12 protein-coding genes are annotated in these 14,752 nt (G+C 63.6%); 4 read left to right on the top strand and 8 right to left on the bottom strand.

The window, feature by feature from the left end:
- Positions 1 to 20 precede the first annotated feature (20 nt).
- The 4 genes from QM685_RS17520 to QM685_RS17505 all read left to right on the top strand — a co-directional run bounded on the left by QM685_RS17520 (position 21) and on the right by QM685_RS17505 (position 6,624).
- A complete protein-coding gene (locus QM685_RS17520; protein WP_415117636.1) occupies positions 21 to 2,228 on the top strand; it encodes a gamma-glutamyltransferase family protein in 2,208 nt (735 codons plus the stop codon).
- A gap of 180 nt (positions 2,229 to 2,408) precedes the next feature.
- Positions 2,409 to 2,918 (top strand): sigma-70 family RNA polymerase sigma factor, encoded by a 510-nt coding sequence (locus QM685_RS17515; RefSeq protein ID WP_415117635.1) that lies wholly within the window; start codon positions 2,409 to 2,411, stop codon positions 2,916 to 2,918.
- Positions 2,881 to 3,951 (top strand): FecR domain-containing protein, encoded by a 1,071-nt coding sequence (locus tag QM685_RS17510; RefSeq protein WP_415117634.1) that lies wholly within the window; start codon positions 2,881 to 2,883, stop codon positions 3,949 to 3,951. The genes QM685_RS17515 and QM685_RS17510 overlap by 38 nt, the downstream gene beginning before the upstream one ends.
- 165 nt (positions 3,952 to 4,116) lie before the next feature.
- On the top strand, positions 4,117 to 6,624 hold the full coding sequence (locus QM685_RS17505; protein WP_415117633.1) for a TonB-dependent siderophore receptor: 2,508 nt from the start codon (positions 4,117 to 4,119) through the stop codon (positions 6,622 to 6,624).
- 71 nt (positions 6,625 to 6,695) lie between these two features.
- Here QM685_RS17505 and QM685_RS17500 read toward each other — a convergent pair whose 3' ends face one another.
- Genes QM685_RS17500 through QM685_RS17465 form a run of 8 tightly spaced genes read right to left on the bottom strand, consistent with a single transcriptional unit; the run spans position 6,696 to position 14,739 of the window.
- Positions 6,696 to 7,685, bottom strand: coding sequence for an NADPH:quinone oxidoreductase family protein (locus QM685_RS17500; RefSeq protein ID WP_415117632.1), 990 nt, complete (start codon positions 7,683 to 7,685; stop codon positions 6,696 to 6,698).
- Positions 7,686 to 7,689: 4 nt separating this feature from the next.
- On the bottom strand, positions 7,690 to 8,808 hold the full coding sequence (locus tag QM685_RS17495) for a CaiB/BaiF CoA transferase family protein (RefSeq protein ID WP_415117631.1): 1,119 nt from the start codon (positions 8,806 to 8,808) through the stop codon (positions 7,690 to 7,692).
- Entirely contained in the window at positions 8,805 to 9,461 is a 657-nt protein-coding gene (locus tag QM685_RS17490; RefSeq protein WP_415117630.1) for a 3-hydroxyacyl-CoA dehydrogenase family protein, read from the bottom strand. Before QM685_RS17490 ends, QM685_RS17495 begins: the two co-directional genes overlap by 4 nt.
- A gap of 2 nt (positions 9,462 to 9,463) precedes the next feature.
- The gene (locus QM685_RS17485) at positions 9,464 to 10,339 is read right to left on the bottom strand and encodes a 3-hydroxyacyl-CoA dehydrogenase family protein (RefSeq protein ID WP_415117629.1); all 876 of its coding nucleotides are present in this window, start codon (positions 10,337 to 10,339) and stop codon (positions 9,464 to 9,466) included.
- A 10-nt stretch (positions 10,340 to 10,349) separates the two neighbouring features.
- Complete coding sequence (locus QM685_RS17480; protein WP_415117628.1) at positions 10,350 to 11,516, bottom strand: acyl-CoA dehydrogenase family protein; 1,167 nt, start codon at positions 11,514 to 11,516, stop codon at positions 10,350 to 10,352.
- A gap of 13 nt (positions 11,517 to 11,529) precedes the next feature.
- A complete protein-coding gene (locus QM685_RS17475; RefSeq protein WP_415117627.1) occupies positions 11,530 to 12,285 on the bottom strand; it encodes an SDR family NAD(P)-dependent oxidoreductase in 756 nt (251 codons plus the stop codon).
- Positions 12,278 to 13,048 carry an enoyl-CoA hydratase/isomerase family protein gene (locus tag QM685_RS17470; protein WP_415117626.1) on the bottom strand — a complete coding sequence of 257 codons (771 nt, stop codon included), beginning with the start codon at positions 13,046 to 13,048 and terminating at the stop codon, positions 12,278 to 12,280. Before QM685_RS17470 ends, QM685_RS17475 begins: the two co-directional genes overlap by 8 nt.
- A 2-nt stretch (positions 13,049 to 13,050) precedes the next feature.
- Complete coding sequence (locus QM685_RS17465; protein ID WP_415117625.1) at positions 13,051 to 14,739, bottom strand: class I adenylate-forming enzyme family protein; 1,689 nt, start codon at positions 14,737 to 14,739, stop codon at positions 13,051 to 13,053.
- Between the last annotated feature and the right edge of the window lie 13 nt (positions 14,740 to 14,752).

Raw genomic sequence — 14,752 nt, 5'->3', positions numbered from 1 at the left:
ATACAGGTGCGGGAAGACCCATGAGACACGGAAAGTACGGAAATCGGACCATCACAGGCGCGTCGCTGCTTGCGACGTCGATCGTCCTCGCGTCGTGCGGGGGAGGTATATCGTCGGGCAGCACGACGACGGGCCCGGCGCCGGCTTCGGACACGCCGCCGGAGAGCCCGCCGCCCCGTCAGGTCAAGTTCGACCCTACGCTGTGCACGCCGCAGGCAAACGCGCCGTATGGTCAAACGGTCGGCATCACGGGCACCAACATGATGGTGACGTCGGCGGATATCAACGCGTCGGCGGCCGGCTGCAAGATTCTGGCGACCGGCGGCACGGCGATCGATGCGGCGATTGCCGTGCAAGGCGTACTCGCCGTGGTCGAGCCTTTTGCATCGGGGCTCGGTGGAGGGAGCCTGATTACTTACTATGACGCCGCGACGCAGAAGGTGCGCGCATTCGACGGCCTCGCGGCGGCGCCGTCCACCACCGGCGGCGTGTCGTCGATCTATCAGGCGGCGGTGGCGGACGATCTGAAGTGCAAGTCCGGTCTGAAACTCGGCGACAGCCTTTCGGCATGGCAGGGCAACACCAATATCTCCGGACGAGCGACGGGCGTACCCGGGACGCTGAAAGTACTCGACATGGTGCATCAGGCTTACGGCAAGCAGCCATGGAACGCGCTGTGGACCGATGCGATCAATTACGCCACCAACGGCTTCCCGATGTCGAAGTACATGTACTCGACGCTCTATAACGCCGGCACCGACTACGACGAGGATACGGGATTGCCGCTGCCCGCCGGCGGCGAACCTGCTTGGATCAACAGCACGGGAACAGCGAAGGGTGCCGTGCGTTGCAAGTACACGGACATTCACAATCGCTACTGCGATACGTCGGATCCGAATTCGGCGTTGCCGCTTCCGGTCGGCACCACGATCAGGAACCCGCAGTTGGCTACCACGCTCGCGCAGGTGCGCGATGGCGGCGCAGCCGCGTTCTATGACGCCAATGGTCCGATCGTGGCGGCGATTCTTGCGCGCTTCGCCGCCGACAAATATCTGCCGGGCACCACGACCAACAATTGCTACACGCTGTATTCGTCCTCCAATCCCGTGCCCGCGCGTATTCCCAGCCTGATGACGGCGGCGGACTTCACGAACTATCGGGCTGTCGAACGGAAACCGTTGAGCGCTTCGCGCTTCGGTACGACCGTGTATACGCAGCCGGCGCCATCGTTCGGGGGCACGGTCGTGCTGTATACGCTGGGTTTGCTGGAGCGAAAAAACATGGCTGCGCAGACATTCGGCAGCGAGGAATACACATATCTCGCGACTGAAGCCAGCCGTCTTGCGAATATCGATCGCCGTACTTATCTCGGCGATCCGGCTTATTCCAATACGGATGCCCGCGTTCAGGCATTGCTCGCGGACAGCTATCTCGACAGCCGGGCGGCGTTGATGAGCGAAACCGCATTGCCCACGGTGAGCGCGGGTACCACCGCGCAGGGCATTCCCGCTTTTGTGGCGACGGACCCGGCTACCTACAACCCGTTGGCGGCGAATCAGGCGCAAAGCGCGGTGCGGCTCGCAAGCGCAGTGCGCAAGCCGCTCACGCGTGCCCAGATCGGTGGGCCGGGACTGCGCAACGAAGACTTCAATACCACCAGCAACGTGGCGATCATCGACGGATACGGCAACGCGCTTTCGATGACGACCACCATCAATACGCACTGGGGTGCTCACATCGAAGCCGCGGGCATGATGCTGAACGACGCCTTGTCGAATTTTTCCGCCGGCGCGGTGGGAAGCGACGTCAATGGTCTTGCGCCTGACAAGCGTCCGCGTACCTCGATCTCTCCTTCGCTGGCCTTCGACGGGCAGAATCGTTTGCGTCTCGTTTGGGGTTCGGCGGGCGGTGGTCCGATTCCGGACTACATCGTGAAGGCGTTCCTCGGCAACGTCGTATTCGGGCAGGATCTTCAGGCGTCGCTCAATGCCGACAACTGGAGCGGGCAGGACAGCGCGGACTCCGTTGCGGAACTGGAGACGGGCAAACCGATTGCGTCGATGCTGAACACACTCACGACAGATCACGCTTATAAGAGCGGGACGATCGCGCTCGATGGATTGGTGAGCGGTTTGTCCGGGATCGCGGTTTCCTACGACGCCAATGGATATCCGGTTTACTCGGGCGCCGCCGATAATCGCCGGAACGGCTCGGCATACGGGTATTGAGGGTTTTGAGCATTCCATGCGAGGCTCGGTGACGAGCCTCGCATGCGGGGTCGGCGCCACGGCGCTCACGCCGGGTGTTGCGTCATGTGCTTTGATCGGGGTATAAATGCGGAATAATTCTTATTTGCAAATACACCAAATCTGACCGCACAGTGTCGGAGGAAATGGGGCCGCATTCCTATGTCCATCGTCGAACTTGCCCTGCACCAACGGGTAGAAACGCTCTACAGCGACCATCACGGGTGGCTGTACGGCTGGCTGCGCAGGCGCATCAGCGATGGCTGCGAAGCGGCGGATCTGGCACAGGACACATTCCTCAGCATCATCGACGATGGAACGGCGAGCGACATTCGCGAACCTCGCCCTTTTCTCGTTACGATCGCGCGCCGCCTGATGGCGCGCCGTCATCGACGCAGACTCCTGGAAGCCAGCTATCTGGAAATGCTGGCCGCCATACCCGAAGAGCTGGCGCCGTCGCCGGAAGTGCAGCTTCTCGCACTGGAAGCCCTGCAGCAGCTCGACCGGGCGCTCGACGGCCTGCCGCCGAAGGTCAGGGAAGCGTTTCTGCTCGCCCATCTCGAAGAGCTCAGCTACGCCGACATCGCGGCCAGACTGAAGGTCTCCGCCAGTTCGGTCAAGCAGTATCTGACGCGTGCCAACCGCCAGTGCCTGTTCGCCCTGGCAGCATGATCAACCCGCCGCCCGCGCCATGTCCCTGTCTTCTTCATCGCGGCCAACGCCGCTAGCCGGCGGCCAGCCGATCAGCGACGCCGTCGCCGACCAGGCGGCCGGGTGGCTGACGCTGTTGATGTCCGGCGAGGCAACGGACCACGATCGCATGCGTCTGCAGCAGTGGCGCGATGCGCATGCCGATCATGAGCGCGCGTGGAAGCACATCGAAACGGTGACCGGCCGGTTCAGGCTGATGGAACCGGATGCGGCCTACAAGGTGCTGTCGCCCTTGAACGGGCCGAAGGCGCTCGCCCGGCGCAAAGCCCTGAACCTGTTGCTCTGGGGCGGCGCGATCGGCGGTGCCTGGGTGCTGACTTCGCGTACGCGCACCTGGCAAACCGCCATCGCCGACTATCGCACCGCCACGGGCGAGCAGCGTACCGTATCGCTCAGCGACGGGACACGGATCCTGCTCAATACGGCCAGCGCGATCGACGTGCGATACGACGGGCAGCGACGTCTTGTCCGTCTCGTCGCGGGCGAGGTCATGATCGTGACCGGACATCGCGAAGCCACCGGTGGCATCGACCGGCGCCCGTTCGTGGTCGCAACCGACGAAGGGCACATCCGTGCGCTCGGTACCCGCTTCACAGTGCGTCAGGATGATGGCCGCACCGCCGTCGCCGTCTTGCAGAGCGCGGTGGAGATTCGCCCGAACGATACGTCCGACGTGCTCGTGCTGCGCGAAGGAGAGCGCACCACCTTCAGCCGCCGCGCCATCGATGCCGCGTTGCCGTCGCCGGATCGCGACGCGGCCTGGACGCGCGGGCAGATCGTCGCCGACAACGTGCGTCTCGGCGATTTTCTTGCCGACCTCTCCCGCTACCGCCCCGGCATTGTGCGCTGTGAGCCGGACGCCGCGAATCTCCGCTTTTCGGGCGTTTTCCCGCTCGATGACACCGATCGCATCCTCCAGACCTTGCCTACGGTGCTACCGGTCGAAGTAGTGCTGCGCAGCCGCTACTGGGTCACGGTGAAAGCAACGTCGTAGTGCCGTCCCCCCATCGTTTTGCCGAAAAAGCTCGGCGAATTGTGGCTCACCTGCGGCTGTTACAAATTTCTTTGCGGATTTTCGCGTTTTCCCTGCCCGTTTTCCCTTCCCGCGGCACCTGTTCTCCGACGACTTCGTTTTCACTTGCCGATTTGTGGGGAGATCATGCCGAGTAACGGGCACCAGCCAGCCTTCATCCAGAACAACCCGCCCGCATCAGCGATGCGCCGAACGGGCCCGCACTTCAGGCCGCGGGTGGTGGCCCGCGCCGCGACCGCCATTATTTCCGGCGCTGCACTGTCCGCCGGATTTTCGACGCTTTCCCATGCGCAATCCGCTCCCGCCCAGCAGGCGCCCGCCGCCGGGAAGGCGTACAGCATTCCCGCGGGTCCGCTGGCGCCGGCGCTGCGCAGTCTGGCAAGCACGGCGAACGTACTTCTGACGTTCACGCCGGATCAGACAGAGGGAAAAACCACCCGCGGGATCAGCGGCCAGTACACGGCCGAAGCTGCGTTTAACGCGTTGCTGGCCGGCACCGGCCTCGCAGCCTATCAATTGAGCAACGGCGCCTGGGTACTCAAAACTGCGTCGCCCGCGTTGTCCGATGCTGTAGTCGAGGGTGGAACCTTGCCGGCGAAGGCGGTACATGCCCAGGCGGTCGATTCGAGCGGCCTGCCGCCCCCTTATGCAGGCGGTCAGGTCGCAAGCGGAAGTCACGTCGGCATCCTCGGGCAAAAAGACGTGATGGACACGCCATTCAGCACCACCAGCTACACGCAGGTGAAAATCCAGGATGAACAGGCCCGCAGTGTGGGCGATGTGCTGTTTGCCAATGATCCTTCAGTCCGGACGTCGATCGGGGCCAGCAACCGCTACGACGCCTTCACGATTCGCGGCCTGCGCGTTGCAAACAGCGATGTCGCCTTGAACGGCCTGTACGGACTCGTGCCCAACTGGCGCATCGGAACCGATTCACTGGAGCGCATCGAGTTGCTGAAAGGACCCGGCGCCTTTCTTTACGGGATGGCGCCCGGCGGCGGCGTCGGCGGCAACGTCAACATCATCACGAAACGCGCCGACGCCGAACCGCTGACGGAAATCACCACCGACTACTCGTCCGATTCCGTCTTCGGCGGACATGTCGACATCGGCAGACGGTTTGGAGATCAGAAGCAGTATGGCGTTCGCCTGAATGCGTCGATGACCGGAGGGTCGCCTCCCTATGACGGGGAATCGATGCGCAGTGGCGACGTCTCGCTCGGCCTGGACTACAAGGGCGATCGCTTCCGGCTCTCCGGTGACTTCATTTACCAGAACGACAGAACCACCGCGCAGGAGCGTGGCTACAGCGTCACGCCGGGTATTGCGGTTCCCGCGGCGCCCGATCCTCGCATCAACCTTAGCCAGCCCTATGATTTCTCGCGCTCGCAAAGCACGACGGGTCTCGTGCGTGGCGAGTATGACCTGACTGACCGGGTGACGGTCTTCGCAGCAATCGGCGCCAATACCTTTCACTTCGACAAACGTGAAACGAACGGCGGCACGATACTGGACGATGCCGGCAACGTGAACATCACGGCAAACGCGCTGCAGAAGGGCCAATACGACACCGTGACGGGAGAGGTCGGGATTCGCGGCCGGTTTTCCACCGGACCCATCGACCACGAAGCAACCCTTAGCGCAAACGCCCTTAACCAGGTGTACAAGCTTGGCCAGACCGCATTTGCCGACTACATGAGCAACATCTATGCGCCGGCCCGGGTCTCGACCATGGCCACCTCGTCCTATCCGGAATCGAAGGCAAGCGAACTGACGCTGGGTAGCATCGCACTCGCCGATACCATGTCGTGGCACCACGACCTCGTCCAGTTGACACTCGGAGGACGCGAGCAGCATGTCGATTCGAAGAGCTACTCGAGCACGACCGGACTCGTGACGCGACAGTACAACGACAGCGTATTCACGCCGGCGGTCGGTCTCGTGATCAGGCCGGTCCATCAATTTTCCGTTTATGCGAACTATATCGAGGGGCTGACGCCGGGACCCACGCCGCCATCGACGGCGGTCAATTCCGGCGACGTCTTCGCACCTTTCAAGTCAAAGCAGTATGAAGCCGGCGCGAAGTTCGATTTCGGGCATATCGGATTCGGCTTGAGCGCATTTCAGATCGAAGTTCCGAACGGCATCACGGACCCCACGACTCACATCTTCGGTCTCGATGGTCAGCAGCGTAATCGCGGCATCGAATTGACGACTTTCGGCACGATCACGCCGAGGGTTCGAGTACTCGGCGGCGTTACCTTCTTCGACGCCCGTCAAACACATACCGCGGGCGGAGTGACCGATGGCAGGTTCGCGATCGGCGTGCCGCACACGCAGCTCACGCTTGGCGGCGAGTGGGATGTACCGTATGTTTCGGGACTCACGCTCACCTCTCGCGTGATCTACACCGGAAGAACCTTTGTGGACGCAGCCAACCAGCAACCGGTGCCCGCGTGGACGCGTCTGGATCTCGGCGCACGGTACGCGTTCCAGGCGGGTCGAATCCCCGTGGTGGTGCGAGGGACGATAACGAACGCGCTCAATCACCAGTACTGGGAAACCAATCCGTCAGGTTATGTGATCGGCGCGGCACCGTTGATGGCCTGGTTGTCCGTGACGGCCGATTTCTGAGTAGCGCTTCTGTCTGCCCAGGAAGGTGAGGGCGCCGCATGACGGCGCCCTCGTTTAAAGAATCGAACAGATCAACCGACCGTCAGAACGTACTTGCCCGACACGTGACCCGAAGCGAGCCGCGTCAATGCTTCGCCGGCGCGTTCCAGCGGGAGCGTTCCCGCGATCTGCGGCCTGATTGCGCCTTGCTCGTAGAGCCGGAAGATGTCCTGCTGCACGGCGTCGACTTTCTGCGGTTGCCGCTCGCGATAATCGCTCCACTGCAACCCGCTTACGCTGATGTTCTTGACGAGCAGATAATTCGCCTTCACTTCGGGAATGCGTCCCGCCGCGAAGCCGATGATCACCGCCCGCCCACACCACGCCATCGCGCGCAGCGATGCATCGAAGGCGTCTCCGCCGAGCGTGTCGAGCAGCACGTCCGCGCCGTGGCCCGCGGTCGCGGCGCGCACCTGTTCGCGCACGGCATCGCGCAGATTCGGCACGCTCAGGTCGATGATCGCGTCGGCACCCATGTCGTGGAGAAGCTTCGCCTGCTCGTCGCTATTGACCGCGGCGAGCACGGTGCCACCGAGACCGTTGACGAGTTGCACCGCCGCCGAGCCGACGCCGCCCGCCGCACCCGTCACGAGCACCTTTTCTCCGGGCCTGAAGCCGCCCCGTTCGACGAGTGCAAAGTAAGCAGTCTGATAGACGAGACCCATCGCAGCGGCATCGGTAAAGGACATGGAGTCGGGGAGTTGGAAGCATGACTGCTGAGGCGCGCTCACGAACTCCGCATACGCGCCGTATTCCAACTGGGCGACTACGCGATCGCCCGGCTTGATACGCGTTACGTTGCTGCCGACCGCGCGCACGATGCCGGCCGCGTCCTTGCCCGGCGCGAACGGGCGCTCGGGCAGGATTTGATATTTGCCCTGCACGACGAGCAGGTCGGGGTAGTTGACAGCGGCCGCGCGCACTTCAATGAGCACGCTGTGATCGTCCAGCGATGGGTCCGGCAGGTGCCCGATCGTCAATTGCTCCGGCGGTTTGAATGCGTCGATAACGATGGCTTTCATGGATTCAGGCTCGATGGTCCAGCAGATGATTATCCGCACCGAGATCGGGCGAGGGCTGCTGCGTTTCAGTTGCGCGGAATACCTCGTCGATCGGCACGGGCAGTGCGGGGAGCGTCGTGCCGGAAGAAGTTGTCACGCTTCGGTCGAACAGCTTGCGAGCGGCAAAATGAGGATCGCGCGTGGCCTCTTCGAGACTCACAATGCGGCTCACGCAGACGTCGTGTCCCGAGAAGCGTTCGAGCCAATACGTGGCCGGGCGCTGCGAGATCGTGCGGGCGACGGTGTCGGCAGCTTCATGCGGACACATGCCGTTCAGCGCGTCGACATCGAGCCCGACGAGCGCAACGAAGTTGCTCCAGAACTTGTCCTCGATCGGCGCGCATGCAAGAAACTGTTCGTCCGACGTGCGGTAGATGCGATAGCGCGACGAGCCTCCCGTCACGAGATCCGATGCGGGTTTCGGCCACTGCCCCTGAGCGCCGCTGCCGAGTCCCCAGTAAAGGAAGGTGAAGAGATTGTCCGCCATCGACACGTCGAGATGACAGCCCTTGCCGGACTCGTCGCGTTGACGCAGCGCGAGCAGGATGTTGATCATCGCTGGATACGCGCCGCCCGCGATATCGGCGATCAGCGCCGGCGGTAATCCGGGACTACCATCCACGCCGGCGGTCAGCGACAACATGCCGGCGGCGGCCACATAATTCAGATCGTGCGCCGCTTCGGTCGAGCGCGGACCATGCTGGCCGAAGCCCGTGATCGAGCAGTACACGAGACGCGGATTGATTTTCGCGAGCGTCTCGTAGCCGAGGCCGAGACGGTCCATCACGCCGGGGCGAAACTGTTCGAGCAGCACGTCGGCTTCGGCCACGAGGGGCAGCAGGCTGTCGCAGGCGGCCGACGACTTGAGATCTATCGCTACCGACTTCTTGCCGCGATTGAGCAGGACGAAGTTCGCGGAATCGAGGCCGGCTTTCGGCTCATACGAACGCATTTCGTCGCCGCGCGCGGGCCGTTCAAACTTGATGACTTCCGCGCCCGCTTCGGCAAGCAGTAGCGAACACAATGGGCCGGGCAGCAGTGTGCTGAAGTCCAGCACTTTTACACCGGTGAGCGGTTGGGTCATCGCGCGCCTCGCGATTCGCGCTGCGCCGCCACGCGCGCGCGGCGCGCGGGCGCGTACGGCTCCTGGCCGAGCGCTTCGTAGAGCGCCTGCGTTACCCTGAAATGCTCGGCGAGCCCCGTGCGCTCGAGCAGCGAGATCGGTCCTTCGGGATAGCCGAGGCCGAGGCACAGGGTTTTGTCCATGTCGGCGGCGCTCGCGAGCTTTTCGTCGAGCCTGCGCAGCGCGGCATTGAAGTAAGGCCGGATCAGCCGGTCGACCATGCGGCCGGGAAAGTCATGGCACACCGCCACCTTGAGACCGGCTGTTTCGAACGCGGCTTTCGCCGCGTCGATTGCCGCGGGCTGCGTACCCGGCTGCCTGACGAGTTCGACGAGCGCACTGGGCTGCGCATTGCCGAGCCTGAAGCGGGCAAAGCCGACGACATTCGAGCTTTCGAGGCCGCTTTGCTCGCCCGTATGAAAGCCGAGACACTCCGTGCCGAGCTCGATGGCGACGAACGTGCGCGCGTCGTGGCCCGAGGCACCCGCGAAGGCGGAGCCCGCATCGGCGCCGAGATAGACGACGCTGTCCGCCTGCCGCGCCGCCTGCTCGATGAATGCATGCGACACGGGAAACGAGCGGCTTTCGCCCGACTGAACGATTTCGTATTGCATGCTCACGCTCCAAACATTTTCGTATCACCGTAGACATGAAAGCCACGGCCGGTCTTCTTGCCGAGGCGCTTCGCCGCGATCATCCGGCGCACGAGCGGCGGACAGGCGGCGCGCGGTTCGTGCGTCAGGCCGTGCATCGCTTCGCAGAGCAGCTTCTGCGTGTCCATGCCGATGAGGTCGAGCAGTTCGAGCGGGCCCATCGGATAGCCGAGCGCGGTCCTGATCGCGAGATCGATGTCGGCGGGTTCCGCGACACCCTGCTCGACGAGACGGATCGCATCGTTGTTGAAGGGGATCAGGAAGTAGTTGAGGATGAAGCCGGGCGTGTCCTGCGTCGCCACGGGCTTCTGTCCCATCGCTTCGGCGAATGCCCACGCACGTCTGAACGTTTCTTCCGACGTTTCGAGTCCCGGCGACATTTCGATGAGCTTCATCAATTGCGCGGGCAGACAGAAGTGCATGCCGACGAAGCGATCGGGCCGACCCGAGCCGCCCGCGATTTCGGTGATGGAGATCGTCGAGGTGTTCGAGGCGAACAGCGTGCTCGCGGGGCATACCTCGTCGAGCTTGCCGAACAGCTGATGCTTGACCGACAGGTCCTCGAAGATCGCTTCGATGACGATGTCGCATTCCGCCAGCCTGTCGATCCGCGTCGTGCCGCTCCAGCGCTCGAGGCTCGCGGCGGCCGCTCCCGGCGGCAGCTTGCCTTTCTCTTCCGACTTCCTGAGAAACGCCCCGGTCTGTCCTTTGGCGCGGTCGAGCGCGTCCTCGCGCGTGTCGAAGACGATCGTCCTGAAGCCGGCACGCGCCGCCACGATCGCGATGCCCGCGCCCATGGTGCCCGCGCCCGCGACGCCGACGGTCTGGATGTCGTTCATGTTCTTCTCCTTATTTTCTGAGGAAGCTGCGGCCGATCAGTTGACGATGCACCTGATTCGTTCCTTCCCAGATTTGCGTGATCTTGGCGTCGCGCATCAGGCGCTCGACGCGATAGTCGTTGCAATAGCCGTAGCCGCCGAACAGTTGCACGGCGTCGGTCGTGATGCGCATCGCGGCATCGCTCGCGCGCTGCTTGAGTACGGACGCCTCGACGCCGAAATCGCGTCCGCCCGCATCGACCATCCCGGCGATGCGCCACAGCAGCGACTCGCACAGCATCAGCTCCGAGGCCATGTCGGCCAGCATGAACTGGATGCCCTGGAATTCGAGAATGCGCCTGCCGGACTGGCGGCGTTCGTTGATGTAGTCGACCGCATCTTCGAAGGCGCCGCGCGCGATGCCGAGAGCATGCGCCGCGATGCTCGGGCGCGAGCGGTTCAGCGAACCGAATAGGATGCGCAGGCCGTCGCCGGGATTGCCGATCAGATTCGCGCACGGCACGCGGCAGCCGTCGAACGCGAGCGACGCGGTGCTCGATGCGCGTGTGCCCATCTTGTGCTCCGTGCCGAGCACGCGCAGTCCTTCCGTGCCTTTTTCCAGCACGAGCACGGAGATCGCAGATTTCGGATCGCCGATTTCCGACCATTTGCCGAACAGAAGGTAGAGGTCGGCCACCTCGCCGTTGGTGATGAAGGTCTTGCCGCCGTTGACGACGATATCGTCGCCATCGGGCGTGAAGGTCGTGCGCATGCCGGTCGCGTCCGACCCCGCCGACGGCTCGGTGATCGCGAGCGATGCGAGGCCGCCTTCAGCGATGCGCGGCAATAAACGGCTCTTCTGCTCGTCGCTGCCATATTCGATCAGCGGCTTGATCGCGTGGAAGTTGGTCGCCCAGATGATGCCGGTCGACGCGCACGCCTTCGAGATTTCGCGCACGCACGCCAGATAGGCGAGGTAGGAGAGTTGCGCGCCGCCGTATTCATCGGGGATGAACATGGCGTTCAGGCCGAGTTCGTTGATGCCGCGCACGTTGTCCCACGGGAACTCGCCCGTGCGGTCGTAGGTCGCCGCGCGCGGTGCGATCTGCTTGCGGCACAGCTCGGCGACGCTGTCGAGCAGCATGCGTTCGTCGTCCGGGAACCCGAGGCTCGCGTCCAGTCGTTCCAGAATGTTCATGGTTCGTCCTTCGTCAGAGCGCCATGCCCTGGCCGCCGTCGACATACAGCGTCTCGCCGGTAAGGAATGACTGGGGCAACTGGAACAGCAGCGCCACGAGGCGTCCGATGTCCTCCGTCCTGCCCGGGCCGCCGGCCGGGATGCGCTTCCCGAGAAATGCCCGCAACGCGCCTTCGCCGAGTTCCGCGCGGTTCAGGTCCGTTTCGATGTAGCCGGGCGCGATGTTCACGACGCGTATGCGGTCGCGCGCCCATTCGACGGCGAGGCAGCGCGACATCGCGCCCACTGCGGCCTTCGACGCGCAATACGCGAGGTTGCCTTTCACGCCGAGCTTGTCGTAGAACGAGCCGATATTGACGATCAGCGCCGAGCCTGCTTCGCGCAGGTGCGGATAGGCGGCCTGGCTCGTCAGCAGCACGGAGGTCGCGTTGGTGGTCATGACGTGTTCGTAGTCGGCGAGCGCGAACGTGGCTGAAGGGCCTTGCAGATGCACGCCCGCGTTATTGACGAGGCCCACGACAGGCTGGCCGTGCGTCTGCGACAGGATCGAGAAGACGTCGCGCACCGAGCCGGCATCCGTGACGTCGCAGCGCATTCCGGTCAGGCGCTTGCGGGTGTCGTCATCGAGACCGGATGTAGGGGGCAGCTCGCCGGAGCGCGAGAGACACGCCACCTGGAAGCCCAGCATCGCGAGTTCGACGGAAATCGACGCGCCGATCCCGCGGCTGCCGCCCGTCACCACTACCGTGCCGTTTCTGAAGTCAGGCATCTTTAAACTCCGGCGTACGTTTTTCGATGAAGGCGCGCATGCCTTCGGTCGCGTCGGCGGTGCGGTAGGCGAGCGTCGACAGATCGGCTTCGATCGCGAGGCCTTCGGCAAGCGTCGTCGCCATGCCGCGCCGCACGGCTTCGCGCACGAAACTTGATGCGCACTTGCTGTAGCCGATGAACTCCGCCATGAACGCCTTGCCGAGTTCGACCGGCTCGGCCGTCTGCACGATGCGATTCACGAGACCCCAGCGCTCGGCTTCGATGGCATCGACGGTTCGGCCGGACATCATCAGTTCGGTGGCTCGCGCTTCGCCGACGAGACGCGCAAGCCTTTGCGTGCCGCCATATCCGGGGATCAGGCCGAGCCTGATTTCGGGCAGCGCCATGCGCGCCTTCTCGGTTGCGATGCGAAACGTGCAGGCCATCGCGAGTTCGAGACCGCCGCCGAACGCATAACCGTGCAGGACCGCGACCGAGGGAATCGGCAATGCGGCGATCTTTTCGAACGTGCATTGGCCGAGTTGCGCGCCGCGCCGCTGCGCCATCAGATCGCGGTCCAGCAGTTCCTTGATGTCGGCACCTGCGCAAAATGACTTCGGTCCCGCGCCCGTCACGATGAGCGCGCGTGCAGCAGATGCCGCGACGCGTTCGAGTGCGTCGTCCAACGCTTCGAGCATCGCGAACTGGAGCGCATTGAGGGCTTCGGGCCGATTGAGCGTGATGAGCGCGTAAGGTCCGGTGAATTCGAGTTCGATCGCCATGTTCATGCTCCCACGACGGCCACGGTCGGCGCCTTGTAACGCACGGGAATGGGCTTCAGATCGCCGCGCGAGGTCATCTCCACCAGTTCGCGCTTGACGATCTTGCCGCTCGCGGTGAGCGGCAAGCGCTCGAGTGCGACGTAGTATTCGGGCATGTCGTACCTGGATAGACCGCAGCTTGCGAGGTGGGCGAGGACATCGTCGGCATCAAGCTGCTGTCCGGCGCTGACGATGACGGCGAGACACACCTTTTCGCCGAGCCGCTCGTCCTGCACGGGATAAGCCGCCGCACGCTCGACGAGCGAATGCCGCATCGCCAGTTCCTCGATGCGTGCCGGATGAATGTTGTGCCCGCCGCGAATGATGAGATCTTTCTTGCGTCCGACGATGACCATGCAGCCGCTTTCATCGAGGATGCCGAGATCGCCGCTCATGAACCATCCGTGCAGGTTGAAGGACGTTTCGGTCGCCACCTGATTGCTGAAGTAGCCGAGCATCAGCAGGCCGCCGCGTCCGCCGATTTCCCCGATTTCGCCGGGCTCCGCCTCGACATCGGGATTGTCCTGCTTCCACAGCTTCACCTCGAAGCCGCGGCATGCGCGTCCGCACGTCGATACGATGGTGTCTTGCAGGTCGGTAGGACACGTGTAGTTATGCGAGCCGTTTTCGGTCATGCCGTAGACGTTTTGCGGCGTGACGCCCAGGCTGACAAACTTCTGCGCGACTTCGCGCGGAATGGGCGAACCCGCCATGTAGAAGGTGCGGACATCGCCGAGCGAGCGCATGTTGCGATTGCGCAGTGCCTCGAGAATGTCCATCGCATGCGTAGGCACGCCCATCACGTAGGTCGCGCGCGTTTCCAGTATCCAGTCGAGCGCATGCTTTCCGCCGCGCAGATTGGTCATCACCAGTTCGAGACCCGCGACCAGCATCTGCTCCATCGCCACGGTGGCGATGTGGTGGCTCATCGGACTCAGCGTCAGCAACGTGGTATCGGCTGTGTGGCCCCAGTCTTCCACCAGTGCGCGGCCGTTGGCGAGCAGCGTATTGTCGCTGTGCATGACGCCCTTGGGTAGACCCGTCGTGCCGGACGTGAAGGCAAGGTAGACGATCTTGTCCGGATTCAGGTCGGGCGGCGCGAGCGCGGCGGGCGGCTGGCGATCGGGAAAGGGATCCACGCCGGAGGGAAAGGTGGCGTCGGCAACGAGCGGATTGGCGAGCACGAACATCGCGGTGAGCGTCGGGATGGCCGCGGCGCGCGTGAAGACGGAATTGCGGTCTGCGTCCGCTCCGTATCCCGGCATGCAGAAAAGCGCGCGGCACTGAATACGTTCGAGCAGGATGCCGATCTCGTCGACGGTGTAGTTCTGATGCAGCGAAGGGCAGCACACGTAACCGTTGCGCGAGCACGCGAGAAAGACGATCGTCGTCTGCAGCGCGTTCGGCAGCCAGATCGCCACGCGGTCGCCGGGACGCAGCCCTTTGCGATGCAGCGCTTCCGCGACGCTGTCGGTCCACTCCACCACTTCGCGCCAGGTGAGCCGCAGGTCGGCGTCGCGCAGCGCGCACGACGTAGGCCGCTCGCGCGCGTGACGTCGGGCGAGCGTGTAGAGCGTGTCCTGCTGCCAGACGCCGGACAGATAGTAATCACGGGCGTTTTGCGGATTGTGCAGCGTCAGGATGTTTTGCATGATCTTCACCGTT

The organism is Paraburkholderia sp. (assembly GCF_047605525.1).
In the GTDB taxonomy this organism is placed as follows: Bacteria; Pseudomonadota; Gammaproteobacteria; order Burkholderiales; family Burkholderiaceae; genus Paraburkholderia.
The sequence above is the reverse complement of the archived record's forward strand: the minus strand, read 5'-3'. Positions and strand labels throughout refer to the sequence as shown.

Excerpts from the sequence above, each read along its gene's own strand:
- QM685_RS17520 (WP_415117636.1), top strand. The coding sequence starts at position 21 with ATGAGACACGGAAAGTACGGAAATCGGACCATCACAGGCGCGTCGCTG.
- QM685_RS17515 (WP_415117635.1), top strand. The coding sequence starts at position 2,409 with ATGTCCATCGTCGAACTTGCCCTGCACCAACGGGTAGAAACGCTCTAC.
- QM685_RS17505 (WP_415117633.1), top strand. The coding sequence starts at position 4,117 with ATGCCGAGTAACGGGCACCAGCCAGCCTTCATCCAGAACAACCCGCCC.
- QM685_RS17500 (WP_415117632.1), bottom strand. The coding sequence starts at position 7,685 with ATGAAAGCCATCGTTATCGACGCATTCAAACCGCCGGAGCAATTGACG.
- QM685_RS17495 (WP_415117631.1), bottom strand. The coding sequence starts at position 8,808 with ATGACCCAACCGCTCACCGGTGTAAAAGTGCTGGACTTCAGCACACTG.
- QM685_RS17490 (WP_415117630.1), bottom strand. The coding sequence starts at position 9,461 with ATGCAATACGAAATCGTTCAGTCGGGCGAAAGCCGCTCGTTTCCCGTG.
- QM685_RS17485 (WP_415117629.1), bottom strand. The coding sequence starts at position 10,339 with ATGAACGACATCCAGACCGTCGGCGTCGCGGGCGCGGGCACCATGGGC.
- QM685_RS17480 (WP_415117628.1), bottom strand. The coding sequence starts at position 11,516 with ATGAACATTCTGGAACGACTGGACGCGAGCCTCGGGTTCCCGGACGAC.
- QM685_RS17475 (WP_415117627.1), bottom strand. The coding sequence starts at position 12,285 with ATGCCTGACTTCAGAAACGGCACGGTAGTGGTGACGGGCGGCAGCCGC.
- QM685_RS17470 (WP_415117626.1), bottom strand. The coding sequence starts at position 13,048 with ATGGCGATCGAACTCGAATTCACCGGACCTTACGCGCTCATCACGCTC.
- QM685_RS17465 (WP_415117625.1), bottom strand. The coding sequence starts at position 14,739 with ATGCAAAACATCCTGACGCTGCACAATCCGCAAAACGCCCGTGATTAC.